The sequence below is a fragment of the Salmonella sp. FC25216 genome, assembly GCF_057751355.1.
Genome location: NZ_JBDGON010000011.1, coordinates 81,587 through 99,660, shown reverse-complemented (window position 1 = coordinate 99,660; position 18,074 = coordinate 81,587). Strand labels below are relative to the sequence as shown.

The window sequence follows — 18,074 nt, the reverse complement described above, 5'->3', positions numbered from 1 at the left end:
CCTGAACGGGGCAAAGAACGACCGGACTTTGGGGGGCATGTTACGAGGCCTCCTTAAGGTTGCCTGCATACTGGTAAGGTGACACATACAGATCCATGCTTGCATCCAGATAATCCGCCCACCACTGCATCATAGCGATCCGCTCCTCCAGATATTTTGCCTTATGAATATAGGCGGCACGCACGCTGTTCCTTTCCTGGTGACTCATTTGCTTTTCAATCGCTTCTTTGCTCCACCGTCCCGACTCACTCAGCGCACTGCACGCCATCGCCCGGAAGCCGTGACCGCAGATCTCTTTTCGGGTGTCGTAGCCCATTACGCGCAATGCCTTGTTGATGGTGTTGTCGCTCATGCACTTGTCCTGGTCGTATTCGCCGGGGAAAATAAACGCCAGATGCCCGGAGAGCGCTTCAGTTTGTTTCAGGATCGCCATTGCCTGATCGGACAGCGGGACGATGTGCTGCGTTTTCATCTTTGTACCACGGTGAGAGAAGCGCGCGTTTTCGATCTGCTCCCGTTCTACCGGGATTATCCAGAGCTTCTGCTGCCAGTCGATCTCACTCCAGCGGGCAAAGCGCAGTTCGCTGGAGCGCACAAAGAACAGCAGCGACAGCTTAAGCGCATACCGTGTCAGCAGCCTGCCGGAGTAGTTATCCGTCCGGGATAATAATTCTGGTAGTTTCTCAAGCGGCAGGGCCGGGTAATGCTGTGTTTCCGGCGGCGTAAATTCACCGTCCAGATCCAGAGCGGGGTTTGATTTGATTAGCTGCTTTTTCACCGCATAACGCATGATCCCGGTGACGTAATTTTTCAGCCGCGCGGTGATCTCCAGAAAGCCTTTGTTCTCCACTTTGCGCAGGGTAAACAGCAGATCCTCTGTGACGATTTGATCGATGTATTTGTCCCCGATATCCGGGAATACATACATTTCCAGCCTGCGCCGGATGTTCGTCGCATAGTGTTCAGACCAGCGCCGGTGATCGGCATGCCAGTTCATGGCGATCTGGCGGAATGTCTGTCCGTTTTTCTTTTTCTGTCGTTGGGCTGGATAATCGCCCTCTGGAACGCTGGTTTTTACGTCCTCTGGTTTCCCTTTTATGAAGATAAAAATGGCCTGAACACCGGGCATATTCCGCCCGGGCAAGCCATCCTGCTCCCGGATATTCCGGGCTTGCTTTACCCCGAACATCCGTTATTTTCAGCCATCTTTCGCCATCATGCAGCAGACAGAATTGAACCGTTCCCCTTATGCGGCCAATAAAGTCCCACCCCAGTGATTTTATGTGCCGAAACCATGCACTCTGAGACCCCGCATCTGTAATAAGTATGACTTTTGCTTTGGGATTTACGCACCGGTGAAGATCATCGAGAAATTCTTTTTGTATCAGCGAATTATTTTGCTTTGCTGAAGGTACAAGCCGACTAAGCAGAGGGATTGAACGCCCATCACAGATAAGACTGGCACGAAGGATGTGATATTCCTGGACGGGTAACCGCTCCAGTCGACAGCGATAACACACCAGGAAAACTGGCGAGTAAGGAGTGATGTAATATTACGGAATATCAAAGGGATATCCTCATGCAAAGAGGTATTACCTGACAGGCGGTCAACGCGTTTTATCCTGTTTTTGACTTGTGCTGAACCAGGAAGGTAGCGACCGATGCTTGTCAGAGTAAGTGATGCACCACGGGTCAAAGCCACGGTAGCATCAAGAAGAGCATTCTGACGATATTGATGAAACGGGCTCAGAGCGCCACGGAAAAATTTCTGGCATAATGTTCGGGCAGGCATAGAGGTGATCTCATTGAATTTGTTAGCGCAATCAGTAGATCACAAAACTCTATGCCTGTCTTTTTTTCTGGGGATTCCTCAGCCTCTAGGGTGGCTTTAGGTGAAAAAAAAGCCCGTACTTTCGTACGAGCTCTTTCTTTAAGATGGCGGTGAGGGGGGGATTGACTCGCTGCGCTCGCCCTGCGGGCAGTCTCCTCGCAGGCTCGTCGTCTGTCCAACTGGCTGCGCCAGTTGTCGAACCCCGGTCGGGTGTTCTCATCCCCCCGATAAGGTGACTTAATGAGAAAAAAAGCCCGTACTTTCGTACGAGCTCTTTCTTTAAGATGGCGGTGAGGGGGGGGATTGACTCGCTGCGCTCGCCCTGCGGGCAGTCTCCTCGCAGGCTCGTCGTCTGTCCAACTGGCTGCGCCAGTTGTCGAACCCCGGTCGGGTGTTCTCATCCCCCCGGTAAGGTGACTTAATGAGAAAAAAAGCCCGTACTTTCGTACGAGCTCTTTCTTTAAGATGGCGGTGAGGGGGGGATTCGAACCCCCGATACGTTGCCGTATACACACTTTCCAGGCGTGCTCCTTCAGCCACTCGGACACCTCACCAAATTGTCGCTCCAGCATTACTGGAACGGGCGCTAATGTAGGGAAATATCCTTTCTACGTCAATCAACTTTTTTTAAAAAAAACGCGTTTATACAAACTTCCACCAATCTGTGGCTTTAATAAGCGAAAACTGCTTTTTTTGCCCGCGCCGGGAAATTTGCTATGCTGCACATCCCGTTGAAAACGCTGACAACAGGCGCAATCACATTCCGCACAATACTGCTCAGGAGATAACATGGAGATAATTTTTTATCACCCGACATTTAACGCCGCCTGGTGGGTGAATGCGCTGGAGAAGGTCCTCCCTCATGCGCGCGTTCGTGAATGGAAGGCCGGTGATAACAACCCCGCAGACTATGCGCTTGTATGGCAGCCCCCGGTTGAAATGCTGGCCGGAAGACGGTTAAAAGCCGTCTTTGCGCTGGGCGCGGGGGTGGATTCAATTCTGAGTAAATTAAATGCGCATCCGGAAATGCTGGATGCCTCCATTCCTCTATTCCGCCTGGAAGATACCGGTATGGGCCTGCAAATGCAGGAATATGCCGTCAGCCAGGTATTACACTGGTTCCGTCGTTTCGATGATTATCAGTCGCTGAAAAATCAGGCGATATGGAAACCGTTGCCGGAATATACCCGCGAGGAATTTAGCGTCGGTATCATGGGCGCAGGGGTACTGGGCTCAAAAGTGGCAGAAAGTCTACAGGTGTGGGGGTTCCCGTTACGTTGCTGGAGTCGTAGCCGCAAATCCTGGCCTGGCGTGGAAAGTTATGCTGGGCGTGAAGAACTGCGCGCTTTCCTGAACCAGACTCGGGTGCTGATTAACCTGCTGCCGAATACGGCCCAAACGGTGGGAATTATCAATAGCGAATTGTTGGATCAATTGCCGGATGGCGCTTACGTGCTGAATCTCGCGCGCGGTGTTCATGTTCAGGAGACGGATTTGCTTGCCGCGCTTGATAGCGGCAAGCTAAAAGGCGCGATGTTGGATGTCTTTAGCCAGGAACCGTTACCGCAGGAAAGCCCATTATGGCACCATCCGCGAGTCGCCATGACGCCGCATATTGCGGCAGTAACCCGTCCGGCAGAAGCCATCGATTATATTGCCCGCACCATTACCCAGCTGGCGAAGGGGGAGTTGGTGACGGGGCAAGTGGACCGGGCGAGAGGATACTGACATCAACCCGGCGTGGGCCGGGTTTCGCTAAAAAACGCTGGCGATACCTGCTATCCTTGTCGGAAATGACTACAGGAGAGAGCAATGTATCCCGTTGATCTGCACATGCATACCGTCGCCAGCACTCATGCCTACAGTACGCTGAGCGATTATATCGCGGAAGCCAAACGCAAAGGTATTAAACTTTTTGCGATTACCGATCATGGTCCGGACATGGAAGATGCGCCGCATCACTGGCATTTTATTAACATGCGCATCTGGCCGCGTCTGGTTGACGGCGTGGGGATACTGCGTGGTATTGAGGCGAATATCAAGAATATTAACGGTGAAATTGATTGTTCCGGAAAGATGTTCGACTCGCTGGATCTGATTATCGCAGGCTTTCATGAGCCCGTTTTTGCGCCGCATGATAAAGAAACCAATACCCAGGCAATGATCGCAACCATCGCCAACGGCAAGGTGCATATTATTAGCCACCCCGGAAATCCAAAGTATCCCGTGGATGTTAATGCCATCGCGCAGGCGGCGGCGAAACACCATGTAGCGCTGGAAATCAACAACTCTTCTTTTCTGCATTCGCGTAAAGGAAGCGAAGATAATTGCCGTGCGGTCGCTGCCGCCGTACGCGATGCGGGAGGCTGGGTAGCGTTAGGCTCTGATTCCCATACGGCCTTTACGCTTGGCGATTTCACCGAGTGCCGGAAAATTCTGGATGCGGTGAACTTCCCGGAAGATCGAATCCTGAACGTCTCGCCGCAGCGCTTACTGGCCTTTCTCGAATCACGCGGTATGGCGCCTGTACCGGAATTTGCCGAACTTTAATCGTTATTTACGGGAAGATATCAATGAATGAGTTTTCAATCCTGTGCCGTGTGCTGGGATCGTTGTATTACCGCCAACCGCAAGATCCTTTACTGGTTCCGCTGTTTACGTTAATCCGTGAAGGTAAGCTGGCGGCAAACTGGCCGCTGGAGCAGGATGACATGCTGGCGCGTTTACAGAAAAGCTGTGATATCACGCAGATTTCCACCGATTACAACGCGTTATTTGTCGGGGAAGAGTGCGCGGTACCGCCATACCGCAGCGCGTGGATCGAAGGCGCGGAAGAGTCTGAGGTGCGCGCTTTTTTAACGTCGCGAGGGATGCCGCTGGGCGATACGCCTGCCGATCACATTGGCACTTTATTGCTCGCTGCCTCCTGGCTGGAAGATCAGTCTGCCGAAGATGAAAGTGAAGCGCTGGAAACCTTATTTGCCGATTATTTGCTTCCCTGGTGCAATACCTTCCTTGGTAAAGTTGAAGCTCATGCCGTTACGCCATTCTGGCGCACCCTGGCGCCACTAACGCGTGATGCGATAGGGGCCATGTGGGATGAACTTCAGGAAGAAGATGAAGAATAATGTGATGTTAATCACTTTAAACTGTAACTCGTTTTATTAAATTGCATAAAATGTGTGCGCGATCTCATTAATTGGGTGCTTTTCTGCTATGATGTGCACCATGAACATACTTCTTTCTATTGCTATCACGACGGGCATCCTTTCTGGAATATGGGGATGGGTGGCCGTCTCCCTGGGGTTGCTAAGCTGGGCCGGTTTTTTAGGTTGCACGGCTTATTTCGCCTGTCCGCAGGGCGGCTTTAAGGGATTGTTGATTTCCGCCTGTACGCTGTTAAGCGGTATGGTGTGGGCGCTGGTCATTATTCACGGCAGCGCGCTGGCGCCGCATCTGGAAATTGTCAGTTACGTGTTGACGGGGATCGTGGCATTCCTGATGTGTATCCAGGCAAAGCAGCTATTGCTTTCTTTTGTACCGGGAACATTTATCGGCGCCTGTGCGACATTTGCAGGACAGGGTGACTGGCGGTTGGTGTTACCGTCGCTGGCGCTGGGGCTAATCTTTGGCTATGCCATGAAAAATAGTGGGCTATGGCTGGCATCACGTCGCGAGCAACATTCAGCGCATACGGCGGTCACAAAATAAAAAAGCGTGGGGTTCTTCCCCACGCTTTTTCGTATTCATCAGGATTCTGGTGGCACTGACAGCTCACGGTATTTTACCAGAATATCATTTTGCCTGTCCGCTTTATTCTGCAAATCCCACAGTCCGCGATCGATACCATCGTTAATGAGGAAGATAACGCCGGTTTCAATGGCTGACATTAGACACAGCATCACCGGTTCGTTCGAGGTGTAGCCGATTTCGCCTTCCAGTAAGCGCTGGTAATCAATAAAGCGGAACACGCCCGCCTGTACTTCATAGGAAAGGATGGTTTTACTGGTATTCACCGAAGAAAGGATTTCGCCCGTGCTGACGTTAACCACGCGCAGATTGACAGCAATCTGATCCAACTGATATTGCGTATCAGCGCCAATACCGAAATATCTTGCGCCGGCCCCGCCGGATTTGACGTTGCTTTCATAACCAATAATAGAACCCTCCACCATAATATTTGCCGCCGTCAGCGACTGAAGCGGGATACGGTTATTCATCGCCACGGTACCGTTTTCCTGGGCTGCGCGAATGATTTTTCGTTCATTCAAAAGATTCTGTAAGCCCTGTCGTTCCAGTGGGATAAACCAGCGCGAATCTTTCAGCGCGGTAACCAACATAGCAGTTGCGCTCTGCGGCACAGCCGTGGAAAAGTTACTTGCCGGGTAAGGTTTAAATTGGCCCGTTTCATCCTGAATGTTATATACCGAAACAAAGATCTTACCGGTGGGTACAGGCAAGTGCGTCAAATCTTTGTAACTTTGTGCGCGGGGCATTAATGTCGGTTTCGCAGCTTGTTTAGGCGGGGCAGTTAAGCATCCACTCAACAATAAAACGGCAACCAAAATAAGTAAGCGCGGCATGATTTATATCCTTTAGTGACTGTAGCTTAAAAATCGGTTGACTGAGTTTGTAAACCTGACACTTCGATAGTCGAGGTTCTTCCCGTTTTTCTGTCCGTGACGTTGAGCTGGAGCTGTCCGTCGCGATTAGCGATATCGATAATAAAATCGTTGGTCACCATACGTCCTGGTTTCCCGGTATTAATATTGGTCAACAAGCCGCCCAGAATTTGTGATTGAATAGCCTGCGTAAAGTTATCCAACGCTGAGGGGGTTTCGATACCAAAATCGTCATCATAATTGGGGTCTTTATATGAATTTTGCGCCTGGGCGCTATTCAATAAAAAGGAGCCGTTATTGGGATTACCGCCAAAGTTAGGATTACGGAACTGGAACGTCATATTTCCGGCCCAGGTTAATGGCGAAAAAAGCATGAGCAGCACTACTGCATGTTTAATACGCATGACAGCCTCCGGATAAAAATCATGTTTTAGAATTCATCACGCGCTAAATCACTCGTACTTAATAGCGTTTGATCTATTTGTCGGCGATTTAATGCTTCCTCTGTTTGCGCTAATGCGAAGACTACGGTTTTCTCGAAGTCTCTTTTCATTGGAAATAAAAAGGTCTGGAAAATAACGCTCTGATTTACCGTTATGGTGATCCAGCTTCCCCAACGCGCACTGGGTCTTTCATTAATGGTCAGATTACCGGTGTACTCGCTTTCCCATTTGTCGCTGAATGCACGATAGAAATCATGTCCTATCGAAGAGACGGTATGGTCGGTTAATAATCCGGGAACCTCGACTTCAACTTCATTGGCATACAGGTTTCCGGTAGCGAACAGTAACTCTGCTGCTACCATCCAGCTCAGATAGCGTTTCATGGCCTTACCGCCTGAGATTATCGTTTGCCCATGAAACTGCCTGGGTACGATTCTTGACAGCTATCTTTTTGAAAAGATTATAAAGATGTGTCTTAACCGTATTCTCGCTGATAAATAGCGACCTGGCGATTTCATTATTAGAGGCGCCAATACGTAACTTATTGAGGATCTCTTTTTCACGATGGGTCAGTAATGCTGACTCGGTACTGTTGTAGCGGTAATTCCCTGAGTGTGTAATCAGGTAACTGGCTAATTTTTGTGAAAAATAGCACTCGCCTCGCAGAATTCCCTGTAATCCGCTGACCACGTGTTCCTGGTCTTCGGCGGCGTAAAACACGCCGTTAATATGAGGCCAGTTTTCAATTTCACGGTAGGGGTAATCGTCAGGGGTATTTAACAATAATGTTTTTATATTATTGTTTTTCCGACTTAAATTATCCTGCCAATAGTGGATAAGCTTTTTATCCGCTTCCATCATATCCATTAAAACAATACAACCAGCAGAAATATCTTCCAGAGAACGTTGAATATTATGCAGTTTTCCGGCTAAGGCCAGCGATTGTTTTAAATGTTGCAATAATGCCGTAGCTTGCAGGGATGGCTTTGTGATCAACAATAGTGTATGACCATGACTACTATGGACTTCATTAAACATGATGAAACTCCACTTTTTTAATCGCACATCTGACAGTTGCCCCCATAAAATAAAGGCACCAGAAGTACTGACAGATGTTGCACTGCTGTGGGTTGAAATAGCCCATCGTCCAGAAAGAGAAAAATATTTGAGAAAATACTTTTAACTGTTTTCAATCTAGCCATTACAAATCTTAAAGCAAGTGTTAAACTTGTAACAGAATGTAAAAATATATATTAAAATATTGTTTTTGGGTTTTTTTGAAGTTTAGATTTGATAGTAAAGTTGTACATTTTGCTGTTATTGCATAGATTTGAAAAATCATACAAATTATATTAATATATTGATTTAAAATGATTTTTATTATTATTCATCACGTCTTGATTTTATTTTTTCTTAAAATTCGAGATGCTGCATTAACCTGGACAACACAAAGGCAAAAAAAACGAAGTGTGTCACGTCTTGTACGAATTGCACTCCCGGGGAAGCATAAGAGCACCTTCAGGGCGGCGTAACATATAACAACACTTCATGTTTTTGTTTCGCGATACACTATCTTCTGCGGCCAAAAATTAATTATAAATAATCATGTAATTATCATCTTATTAGCACTTTGGTATGAGCTTAAATAAAAAAATACCACTCGTGGGTGAGTTATTAAAAATGTTTCCACGGACATACTCTTCATCGTAACGACGCGCTAACAAGAAATGCATGTCGTTAACAATCTGTAAGGCTATAGATAAATTTTGCTATGTACGACCAGGTCCAGGGTGACAGCATGAAAAACAAATTGTTATTTATGATGTTGACAATACTGGGTGCGCCTGGGATTGCAACCGCGACTAATTATGATCTGGCTCGCTCAGAATATAATTTTGCGGTAAATGAATTAAGTAAGTCTTCATTTAATCAGGCAGCCATTATTGGTCAAGTCGGCACGGATAATAGTGCCAGGGTACGCCAGGAAGGTTCAAAACTATTGTCCGTTATTTCACAAGAAGGAGGGAATAACCGGGCGAGAGTCGACCAGGCAGGGAATTATAACTTTGCATATATTGAACAGACAGGCAATGCCAACGATGCCAGTATATCGCAAAGCGCTTACGGTAATAGTGCGGCCATTATCCAGAAAGGTTCTGGAAATAAAGCCAATATTACTCAACACGGTACGCAGAAAACAGCAGTTGTAGTACAGAAACAGTCGCATATGGCTATTCGCGTCACCCAACGCTAATACCGTTACGACTTTTAAAATCAATCCGATGGGGGTTTTACCATGAAACTTTTAAAAGTGGCAGCATTCGCAGCAATCGTAGTTTCTGGCAGTGCTCTGGCAGGCGTCGTTTCACAATGGGGCGGCGGCGGTAATCATAACGGCGGCGGCAATAGTTCCGGCCCGGATTCAACGTTGAGCATCTATCAGTACGGTTCTGCTAACGCTGCGCTTGCTCTGCAAAGCGATGCCCGTAAATCTGAAACGACCATTACCCAGAGCGGTTATGGTAACGGTGCCGATGTGGGCCAGGGTGCAGATAATAGTACCATTGAACTGACTCAGAATGGTTTCAGAAACAATGCCACCATCGATCAGTGGAACGCTAAAAACTCCGATATTACTGTTGGTCAATACGGCGGTAATAACGCTGCGCTGGTTAATCAGACCGCATCTGATTCCAGCGTAATGGTACGTCAGGTTGGTTTTGGCAATAACGCTACGGCTAACCAGTATTAATTTAGCGTCAGAGCTAATAAAAAACAGGGCGTAAGCCCTGTTTTTTTTCGGGAGGAAATTATGCATACCTTATTGCTTCTTGCCGCACTTTCAAATCAGATTACTTTTACCACGACCCAGCAAGGTGATATTTACACGGTAATCCCCCTGGTAACATTAAACGAACCCTGCGTCTGTCAGGTGCAAATTCTCTCTGTGCGTGACGGGGCTGGGGGACAAAGCCATACACAGCAAAAACAGACGCTATCTTTACCTGCTAATCAACCGATTGAGTTGTCTCGACTTAGTGTAAATATCTCTTCAGAGGACTCGGTTAAAATTATTGTTACTGTTTCAGACGGACAATCGCTGCATTTATCACAACAATGGCCGCCTTCTGCACAGTAGTTTTTTGATGGTAGCGGAAATAGATGGGCTGGCCTGGGTATAAAGAGACGATAAAAGCGTTTCATCGTCTCGGCATGGCGCTAAAGAGTAACGCCGAACCCTCGAGGATGACTAATCATTGAGGAGTTAACATGTCCGTAATAAAGAAAAATATCCCGGGTGTAAGCCTGTGCATTTGCGCTTTTTTTACTCATTCTGCGATGGGGCAACAAACGGTACAGGGGGGCGTTATCCATTTTCACGGCGCGATTGTTGAGCCATCGTGCGATGTTTATACTCACGCCGAAAATATTGATTTAACCTGCCTACGCGAAGGTAAAAAGCAAGTACACAGGATTGACCTTCGGCAGGCGCCTGCTTTGCCGCGGGATATTCAGTCTATTGCGACGGTGCGGCTTCATTACCTCAATGCGCAAAAAAGTCTGGCGGTTATGAATATTGAATACCGTTAACGGCTGCGTCATAGGTATAAAAAGAGCGACTCTGTTGAAAGCCCTGCTGTACACTTTGCAGATAAGGTGAGACAAAGGGGGGACTATGACATCACGTCTTCAGGTCATACAGGGTGATATCACTCAACTTAGTGTCGATGCGATTGTCAACGCCGCTAACCCGTCATTAATGGGAGGCGGCGGCGTAGACGGCGCTATTCATCGCGCGGCGGGACCGGCATTGCTGGACGCCTGTAAACAAATCCGCCAGCAACAGGGCGAATGTCCGACAGGACATGCGGTTATCACGCCTGCCGGCAAGCTTTCTGCAAAGGCAGTTATTCATACGGTGGGGCCCGTCTGGCGAGGCGGCGAACACCAGGAGGCTGAGTTACTCGAAGAGGCATACCGGAATTGTTTGCTGCTTGCCGAGGCGAATCGCTATCGTTCTATCGCTTTTCCGGCAATTAGCACCGGCGTTTATGGCTATCCTCGCGCCCAGGCTGCTGAAATCGCCGTCAGGACGGTTTCAGATTTTATTACCCGTTACGCTCTGCCTGAACAGGTATACTTTGTCTGTTATGATGAAGAAACTGCCCGGCTTTACGCAAGATTACTTACTCAGCAAGGCGACGACCCTGCCTGATAAAACACGCCTGGAGCGTGCCGTTGAACCGCTATGTGCGCGCCATCCTGGAAAGTGCGGCATTCTCGCTCTGGATAACAGTCTGGATGCGTTTGCCGCCCGCTACCGCCTGACCGAAATGGCGGCGCGGACGCTGGATGTGCAGTACTATATTTGGGAAGACGATATGTCCGGGCGGTTGCTCTTTTCGGTACTGTTGTCGGCGGCGAAACGCGGCGTTCATGTTCGTCTGTTGCTGGATGATAACAATACGCCCGGTCTTGATGATACGTTACGGTTGCTGGATAGCCATCCCAACATCGAAGTTCGTCTGTTTAATCCTTTCTCTTTTCGTACACTACGCGCGCTGGGATATTTGACGGATTTTGCGCGACTTAATCGGCGAATGCACAATAAAAGTTACACTGCCGACGGCGTAGTGACGCTGGTCGGCGGGCGCAACATCGGCGATGCCTATTTCGGCGCTGGCGAGGAGCCGCTATTTTCCGATCTGGACGTGATGGCAATTGGCCCCGTGGTCAACGATGTCGCCAATGATTTTGAACGTTACTGGCGTTGTAGTTCAGTATCGACATTACAGCAAGTGCTATCCCTTTCTGAGCAGGAACTGACGCAGCGTATCGAACTTCCCGAGTCCTGGTATAATGATGAAATCACCCGCCGCTATCTGCATAAGCTGGAAACCAGTCAGTTTATGGCGGATTTGGATCGTGGAACGTTGCCGCTGATTTGGGCAAAAACCCGGTTGCTGAGCGACGACCCTTCTAAAGGCGAGGGGAAAGCGCAGCGCCATTCACTTCTTCCACAGCGATTATTTGACGTGATGGGCTCGCCGACGGAGCGTATCGACATTATTTCCGCTTACTTTGTCCCTACGCGCGCAGGCGTAGCGCAGTTGCTTAATCTGGTCAGGAAAGGCGTGAAGATCGCCATCTTGACTAACTCCCTGGCGGCAAACGATGTGGCGGTTGTTCACGCGGGGTACGCGCGCTGGCGAAAGAAGTTACTGCGCTATGGCGTGGAGCTCTACGAACTGAAACCGACCCGCGAGCATGAAACCGTCGTACATGATCGCGGACTCACCGGGAACTCAGGGTCCAGCTTACATGCTAAAACGTTCAGCATTGATGGTAGTAAGGTGTTTATCGGGTCGCTTAATTTTGATCCCCGTTCAACGCTTTTAAATACCGAAATGGGTTTTGTAATTGAAAGTGAAACGCTGGCGACGCTCATCCATAAGCGTTTTACGCAGAGCCAACGTGATGCGGCCTGGCAACTCCGGCTGGATCGCTGGGGAAGAATTAACTGGATCGATCGTCAGCAAGAAGAGGAAAAGGTGTTAAAGAAAGAACCCGCTACACGTTTCTGGCAGCGGGTTTTGGTACGGTTGGCGGCAATTTTACCTGTTGAATGGCTGCTTTGAGCCGGCGCGCGGAAAACTACCCGATCGTAGCGTGGCTTTCTCGTCTTACAGGCGGTTTACCTGAAAAGAGAAATTTCAGAAGCGGGATGCGTAAATGAATTTCGTACAGAATTAACGCAATACCAATGACAAATATCAGCCCGCACAAGAACCCTATCAGGTTGGAAGAGATATGCGGCGTAATATACGCGCCAAAGAAAAGCGTTAAGGGATGATGCACCAGATAGATAAACAGTGAAGCGTTCACGAAATAGGTTACACGCGCGGACTGGAAGTTTAACAAGCGATGTCCCAGTGAAAATACCACGTTCACCATCCACAGCCCCATTACCATCGTAATCACGGATTCGGTTTCGTACATCCAGGCGTCGCCGCTCCCATAACGTTGATTCAGTAAATAAGCGATAAAAGCAGTAGCAGCGCCTAAAGTGCATCCGCGTGATGGCGTGGTGAAGCGCGCTTTCAGCTCGGGGTGAATGAAGGCCAACGCGCCGAGAATAAAGAAGGGCACATAAAATAGCGTTTGCATCACAATAAAATTGAACATGCCGTCACTGAGGATAGCCGGATACACGATGAAAATAGTGCGCCTGATGGCGGCGTAACCCACTCCCAGCAGGAAAAAAATAAGCGAAAGTTTGGCCAGTGAAATGGCGGCGGGACGAGGCTTGCTTGTTTTCTGCCTTTTTTGGAACCAGGTAAAAATTCCGATACTGACTGTCGTTAATATCACCAGTACCAGTAAAAACCACAGATGTGAAATGAGCTCCCACGCTAGCGTATTATATTTTTCATAAGCAGAGAGCATATGCCAGTTCTCTGTTTTTCCTTTGACAAATTGCAACATGATAAATTGCGGCAAGGTAAGCAAAGGGATCGCGGTAAGCATGGGAATACCCACACGCTCTACCCGTACTTTCCACCAACGTTTTAACGGGTAACGTAAAAATAGCATGTACGAAAAATAACCGGAAATAACAAAAAACACCTGCATACGAAAAGAGTGGATAAAATCGTTAAACAGGGTTAGCCACCAGGATGGCGAGGCGCTATTGACATGCCAACTGTGAGTGGAATAGATCAACGAGATATGAAAGGGAATCCCTAACAACATCAACCATGCGCGGATAGAGTCAAGAAAATATTCACGCGGCGCGGGTACAGAGCTCATATAAGGTCACGTATTCTCAGATTGTTCACCTTATCCATAAGGCGAATTATGGTTACATTCGGTGGCAACCCTACACCAACTCCGACAACCTGTCTCCAGGATAAGCACGCAAAGTGAAAACAGGCGCGAGAGGTGCTTAATCCATGAGCCAGCGTGCTGAACAAAGCCTGGATTCAGTTGTCGTAATGCCTGATTATCCATTAAAATGGATCGGATCGATATAAGCACACAAAGGGGGAAGTGCTTACTTATTATGAAACATAAACGACAAATGATGAAAATGCGTTGGTTGGGCGCAGCTGTTATGTTAACGCTCTACGCATCATCAAGCTGGGCGTTCAGTATTGATGACGTAGCAAAACAAGCTCAAACTTTAGCCGGGAAAGGCTATGAGGCGCCTAAAAGCAACTTGCCCTCCGTTTTCCGCGACATGAAATATGCGGATTATCAGCAGATCCAGTTTAACAGCGACAAAGCCTACTGGAACAACTTAAAGACCCCATTTAAGCTCGAATTTTACCATCAGGGGATGTACTTCGATACGCCGGTCAAGATCAACGAAGTGACGGCGACGACGGTCAAAAGAATCAAATACAGCCCGGATTACTTCAATTTCGGCAATGTCCAGCACGATAAAGATACGGTAAAAGATTTAGGCTTCGCCGGGTTCAAAGTCTTGTACCCCATCAACAGTAAAGATAAGAACGACGAAATCGTCAGTATGCTTGGCGCCAGTTATTTCCGTGTTATTGGCGCAGGTCAGGTGTACGGCCTATCTGCACGCGGCCTGGCGATTGATACCGCCTTGCCGTCTGGTGAAGAATTTCCCCGCTTTCGCGAGTTCTGGATTGAGCGTCCAAAACCAACCGATAAGCGTTTGACCGTCTATGCATTACTGGATTCTCCGCGTGCGACCGGCGCCTACCGTTTTGTGATCATTCCTGGCCGCGATACCGTGGTGGACGTGCAGTCAAAAGTCTATCTGCGTGACAAAGTGGGCAAGCTGGGTGTTGCGCCATTAACCAGTATGTTCCTGTTTGGGCCGAACCAGCCGTCGCCGACGACCAACTATCGTCCGGAACTGCATGACTCGAACGGCTTATCCATTCATGCGGGTAATGGCGAGTGGATTTGGCGTCCGCTAAACAATCCAAAACACCTTGCCGTGAGCAGCTATGCGATGGAGAACCCTCAGGGATTCGGCCTGTTGCAGCGTGGCCGCGAGTTCTCGCGCTTTGAAGATTTAGACGATCGCTACGATCTGCGTCCAAGCGCCTGGATTACCCCGAAAGGCGACTGGGGCAAAGGTAAGGTTGAGCTGGTTGAAATTCCGACCAATGATGAAACCAACGATAACATCGTCGCTTACTGGACTCCGGATCAACTGCCGGAACCGGGTAAAGAGATGAACTTCAAATACACTCTGACCTTCAGCCGTGATGAAGATAAACTTCATGCGCCGGATAATGCCTGGGTGCTGCAAACACGCCGCTCAACGGGTGACGTTAAACAGTCGAATCTGATTCGCCAGCCCGACGGCACTATTGCCTTCGTGGTGGATTTTGTTGGCGCCGACATGAAAAAACTGCCGCCAGATACGCCTGTCGCTGCGCAAACCAGCATTGGCGATAACGGCGAAATCGTTGACAGTAATGTACGCTATAACCCGGTCACCAAAGGCTGGCGTTTAATGCTGCGCGTGAAAGTCAAAGACGCGAAGAAAACCACGGAAATGCGTGCCGCATTGGTGAATGCCGATCAGACGCTAAGTGAAACCTGGAGCTACCAGTTACCTGCCAATGAATAAAACAACTGAGTATATTGACGCACTGCTGCTTTCCGAACGTGAGAAAGCGGCATTGCCGAAAACTGACATCCGCGCCGTGCATCAGGCGCTGGATGCCGAGCATCGGACTTACTCGCGAGAAGACGATTCACCGCAGGGTTCCGTAAAAGCCCGCCTTGAACACGCCTGGCCGGATTCATTGGCGCAGGGGCAGCTAATTAAAGATGATGAAGGGCGCGATCAGTTGCAGGCCATGCCAAAAGCGACGCGCTCTTCGATGTTTCCCGATCCCTGGCGAACCAACCCGGTTGGCCGTTTCTGGGATCGCCTGCGTGGGCGGGATGTAACGCCGCGCTATGTTTCTCGTCTGACAAAAGAAGAGCAGGCGAGCGAGCAAAAATGGCGTACCGTCGGCACCATACGCCGCTATATTCTGTTAATTCTGACTCTGGCGCAAACGGTCGTCGCGACCTGGTATATGAAGACCATTCTGCCTTATCAGGGATGGGCGCTAATCAATCCTATGGATATGGTGGGGCAGGATATTTGGGTCTCTTTTATGCAGCTCCTGCCCTACGTGCTGCAAACCGGTATCCTGATTCTGTTTGCCGTGCTGTTCTGCTGGGTGTCAGCCGGATTCTGGACGGCGCTGATGGGCTTTCTGCAACTGCTTATCGGGCGCGATAAGTACAGCATCTCCGCGTCTACGGTAGGCGATGAGCCCCTCAATCCGGAACACCGGACGGCGCTGATCATGCCTATCTGCAATGAAGACGTTAGCCGCGTTTTCGCCGGTCTGCGCGCGACCTGGGAGTCCGTTAAAGCCACGGGCAACGCCGCACATTTTGACGTCTATATTCTCAGCGACAGTTATAACCCGGATATCTGCGTGGCGGAGCAAAAGGCCTGGATGGAGCTTATCGCGGAAGTGCAGGGCGAAGGGCAAATTTTTTATCGCCGCCGCCGCCGCCGCATGAAACGTAAGAGCGGCAATATTGACGATTTTTGCCGCCGCTGGGGCAATCAGTACAGCTATATGGTGGTGCTGGATGCGGACTCGGTGATGAGCGGCGAGTGTCTGAGCGGTCTGGTGCGCCTGATGGAAGCGAATCCAAACGCCGGGATTATCCAGTCCTCGCCGAAAGCGTCGGGGATGGACACTCTGTATGCCCGCTGTCAGCAGTTCGCGACCCGTGTCTATGGGCCGCTGTTTACCGCCGGGCTGCACTTCTGGCAGTTGGGGGAGTCGCACTACTGGGGGCACAATGCCATTATCCGCGTGAAGCCGTTTATTGAGCACTGCGCTTTGGCGCCGCTGCCGGGAGAAGGTTCGTTCGCCGGATCGATTCTTTCCCACGACTTTGTGGAGGCGGCGCTGATGCGTCGGGCAGGGTGGGGCGTCTGGATCGCTTACGATCTGCCCGGCTCCTATGAAGAGCTGCCGCCAAACCTGCTGGATGAGCTTAAACGCGACCGCCGCTGGTGTCACGGCAACCTGATGAACTTTCGTTTGTTCCTGGTGAAAGGAATGCACCCGGTGCATCGCGCCGTGTTCCTGACGGGGGTGATGTCATATCTGTCTGCGCCGTTGTGGTTTATGTTCCTCGCGCTTTCTACCGCTCTGCAAGTCGTTCATGCGTTAACGGAGCCGCAATATTTCCTTCAGCCGCGCCAGCTTTTTCCGGTCTGGCCGCAGTGGCGTCCAGAACTGGCAATCGCGCTGTTTGCGTCCACGATGGTGCTGCTGTTCCTGCCGAAGCTGCTCAGTATTATGCTGATCTGGTGTAAAGGCACCAAAGAGTATGGTGGTTTCTGGCGCGTTACGCTGTCGCTGTTGCTGGAAGTGCTGTTCTCCGTGTTGCTGGCGCCGGTGCGTATGCTGTTTCATACAGTATTTGTGGTCAGCGCGTTTCTCGGCTGGGAAGTGGTCTGGAACTCACCGCAACGCGACGATGATTCTACGCCGTGGGGAGAGGCCTTTATGCGCCACGGCTCTCAACTGCTGCTGGGGCTAGTCTGGGCTGTGGGTATGGCGTGGCTGGATTTACGCTTTCTGTTCTGGCTGGCGCCGATTGTCTTTTCGCTGATTCTGTCGCCATTTGTTTCGGTGATCTCCAGTCGTTCAACGGTAGGATTGCGTACCAAACGCTGGAAGCTGTTCCTGATCCCGGAAGAGTATTCGCCGCCTCAGGTGTTGGTCGATACCGATAAATATCTGGAGATGAATCGCCGCCGTATTCTGGACGATGGCTTTATGCATGCGGTATTTAACCCGTCGCTTAATGCGCTGGCGACCGCGATGGCCACCGCGCGTCACCGCGCCAGTAAGGTGCTGGAAATAGCCCGCGATCGTCATGTGGAGCAGGCGCTAAACGAAACGCCGGAGAAACTGAACCGCGATCGGCGTCTGGTTTTGCTCAGCGATCCGGTGACGATGGCGCGTTTACACTATCGGGTCTGGAATGCGCCGGAGAGATACTCTTCCTGGGTAAACCATTATCAGTCTCTCGTCCTGAATCCGCAGGCGTTGCAGGGACGAACATCGTCAGCGGGATAAGGTTTTCAGGTCTGATGGCGCAACG

The 18,074-nt window shown here is 49.8% G+C and carries 18 protein-coding genes, 1 tRNA gene and 1 pseudogene; 12 read left to right on the top strand and 8 right to left on the bottom strand.

The genetic code is table 11. The features are described from left to right. Positions 1–40: 40 nt before the first annotated feature. From AC3G3F_RS19665 to AC3G3F_RS19655, 3 genes and pseudogenes are all read right to left on the bottom strand, one after another. Positions 41–1,129, bottom strand: a complete 1,089-nt coding sequence (locus AC3G3F_RS19665) for a tyrosine-type recombinase/integrase (RefSeq protein WP_488395596.1) — start codon at positions 1,127–1,129, stop codon at positions 41–43. Next, positions 1,023–1,792: pseudogene (locus AC3G3F_RS19660) on the bottom strand (IS4 family transposase); the annotation flags it as partial. The pseudogene AC3G3F_RS19660 and the gene AC3G3F_RS19665, both read right to left, overlap by 107 nt. Before the next feature lie 505 nt (positions 1,793–2,297). Then, positions 2,298–2,385, bottom strand: a tRNA-Ser gene (locus AC3G3F_RS19655). A 235-nt stretch (positions 2,386–2,620) separates the two neighbouring features. On the opposite strand from AC3G3F_RS19655, the gene ghrA reads away from it, so the two are divergent. From ghrA to AC3G3F_RS19635, 4 genes are all read left to right on the top strand, one after another. Beyond that, complete coding sequence (gene ghrA / locus AC3G3F_RS19650) at positions 2,621–3,559, top strand: glyoxylate/hydroxypyruvate reductase GhrA (RefSeq protein WP_023246028.1); 939 nt, start codon at positions 2,621–2,623, stop codon at positions 3,557–3,559. Positions 3,560–3,643: 84 nt separating this feature from the next. Next, on the top strand, positions 3,644–4,381 hold the full coding sequence (locus AC3G3F_RS19645; protein WP_023246029.1) for a phosphatase: 738 nt from the start codon (positions 3,644–3,646) through the stop codon (positions 4,379–4,381). Positions 4,382–4,404: 23 nt separating this feature from the next. Next, complete coding sequence (locus AC3G3F_RS19640) at positions 4,405–4,959, top strand: TorD/DmsD family molecular chaperone (protein WP_023246030.1); 555 nt, start codon at positions 4,405–4,407, stop codon at positions 4,957–4,959. Between the two features lie 100 nt (positions 4,960–5,059). Continuing rightward, entirely contained in the window at positions 5,060–5,542 is a 483-nt protein-coding gene (locus AC3G3F_RS19635; protein ID WP_044136007.1) for a DUF1097 domain-containing protein, read from the top strand. Positions 5,543–5,580: 38 nt separating this feature from the next. On the opposite strand, the gene csgG is transcribed toward AC3G3F_RS19635, so the two are convergent. From csgG to csgD, 4 genes are read right to left on the bottom strand one after another with little or no spacing between them, the layout of a single operon-like run. Further along, complete coding sequence (gene csgG, locus AC3G3F_RS19630) at positions 5,581–6,414, bottom strand: curli production assembly/transport protein CsgG (protein ID WP_023246032.1); 834 nt, start codon at positions 6,412–6,414, stop codon at positions 5,581–5,583. 26 nt (positions 6,415–6,440) lie between these two features. After that, positions 6,441–6,857, bottom strand: coding sequence for a curli production assembly/transport protein CsgF (gene csgF, locus AC3G3F_RS19625; protein ID WP_023246033.1), 417 nt, complete (start codon positions 6,855–6,857; stop codon positions 6,441–6,443). 26 nt (positions 6,858–6,883) lie between these two features. Continuing rightward, complete coding sequence (gene csgE / locus AC3G3F_RS19620) at positions 6,884–7,279, bottom strand: curli production assembly/transport protein CsgE (protein ID WP_023246034.1); 396 nt, start codon at positions 7,277–7,279, stop codon at positions 6,884–6,886. A gap of 4 nt (positions 7,280–7,283) precedes the next feature. Continuing rightward, complete coding sequence (gene csgD, locus AC3G3F_RS19615) at positions 7,284–7,934, bottom strand: biofilm master transcriptional regulator CsgD (RefSeq protein ID WP_023246035.1); 651 nt, start codon at positions 7,932–7,934, stop codon at positions 7,284–7,286. 760 nt (positions 7,935–8,694) lie between these two features. On the opposite strand from csgD, the gene csgB reads away from it, so the two are divergent. The 6 genes from csgB (at position 8,695) to AC3G3F_RS19585 (ending at position 12,535) form a co-directional block, all read left to right on the top strand. Further along, positions 8,695–9,150, top strand: coding sequence for a curli minor subunit CsgB (csgB, locus tag AC3G3F_RS19610; protein ID WP_023246036.1), 456 nt, complete (start codon positions 8,695–8,697; stop codon positions 9,148–9,150). Positions 9,151–9,192: 42 nt separating this feature from the next. Further along, complete coding sequence (gene csgA, locus AC3G3F_RS19605) at positions 9,193–9,648, top strand: curli major subunit CsgA (RefSeq protein WP_488395593.1); 456 nt, start codon at positions 9,193–9,195, stop codon at positions 9,646–9,648. A gap of 60 nt (positions 9,649–9,708) precedes the next feature. Further along, positions 9,709–10,035 (top strand): curli assembly chaperone CsgC, encoded by a 327-nt coding sequence (gene csgC / locus AC3G3F_RS19600; RefSeq protein ID WP_023246037.1) that lies wholly within the window; start codon positions 9,709–9,711, stop codon positions 10,033–10,035. A gap of 131 nt (positions 10,036–10,166) precedes the next feature. Continuing rightward, positions 10,167–10,487 carry a type 1 fimbrial protein gene (locus tag AC3G3F_RS19595; RefSeq protein WP_023246038.1) on the top strand — a complete coding sequence of 107 codons (321 nt, stop codon included), beginning with the start codon at positions 10,167–10,169 and terminating at the stop codon, positions 10,485–10,487. 85 nt (positions 10,488–10,572) lie between these two features. Further along, positions 10,573–11,112, top strand: a complete 540-nt coding sequence (ymdB, locus tag AC3G3F_RS19590; RefSeq protein WP_023246039.1) for an O-acetyl-ADP-ribose deacetylase — start codon at positions 10,573–10,575, stop codon at positions 11,110–11,112. After that, positions 11,048–12,535 carry a phospholipase D family protein gene (locus AC3G3F_RS19585; RefSeq protein WP_023246040.1) on the top strand — a complete coding sequence of 496 codons (1,488 nt, stop codon included), beginning with the start codon at positions 11,048–11,050 and terminating at the stop codon, positions 12,533–12,535. The genes ymdB and AC3G3F_RS19585 overlap by 65 nt, the downstream gene beginning before the upstream one ends. 16 nt (positions 12,536–12,551) lie before the next feature. Here AC3G3F_RS19585 and mdoC read toward each other — a convergent pair whose 3' ends face one another. Next, the gene (gene mdoC / locus AC3G3F_RS19580) at positions 12,552–13,706 is read right to left on the bottom strand and encodes a glucans biosynthesis protein MdoC (protein WP_023246041.1); all 1,155 of its coding nucleotides are present in this window, start codon (positions 13,704–13,706) and stop codon (positions 12,552–12,554) included. A 271-nt stretch (positions 13,707–13,977) separates the two neighbouring features. Here mdoC and mdoG point away from each other — a divergent pair, with 271 nt between their 5' ends. Both mdoG and mdoH read left to right on the top strand, forming a co-directional pair. Further along, on the top strand, positions 13,978–15,513 hold the full coding sequence (gene mdoG / locus AC3G3F_RS19575) for a glucans biosynthesis protein MdoG (RefSeq protein WP_023246042.1): 1,536 nt from the start codon (positions 13,978–13,980) through the stop codon (positions 15,511–15,513). Then, positions 15,506–18,049, top strand: coding sequence for a glucans biosynthesis glucosyltransferase MdoH (gene mdoH / locus AC3G3F_RS19570; RefSeq protein WP_023246043.1), 2,544 nt, complete (start codon positions 15,506–15,508; stop codon positions 18,047–18,049). The genes mdoG and mdoH overlap by 8 nt, the downstream gene beginning before the upstream one ends. The last annotated feature ends 25 nt before the right edge of the window (positions 18,050–18,074 follow it).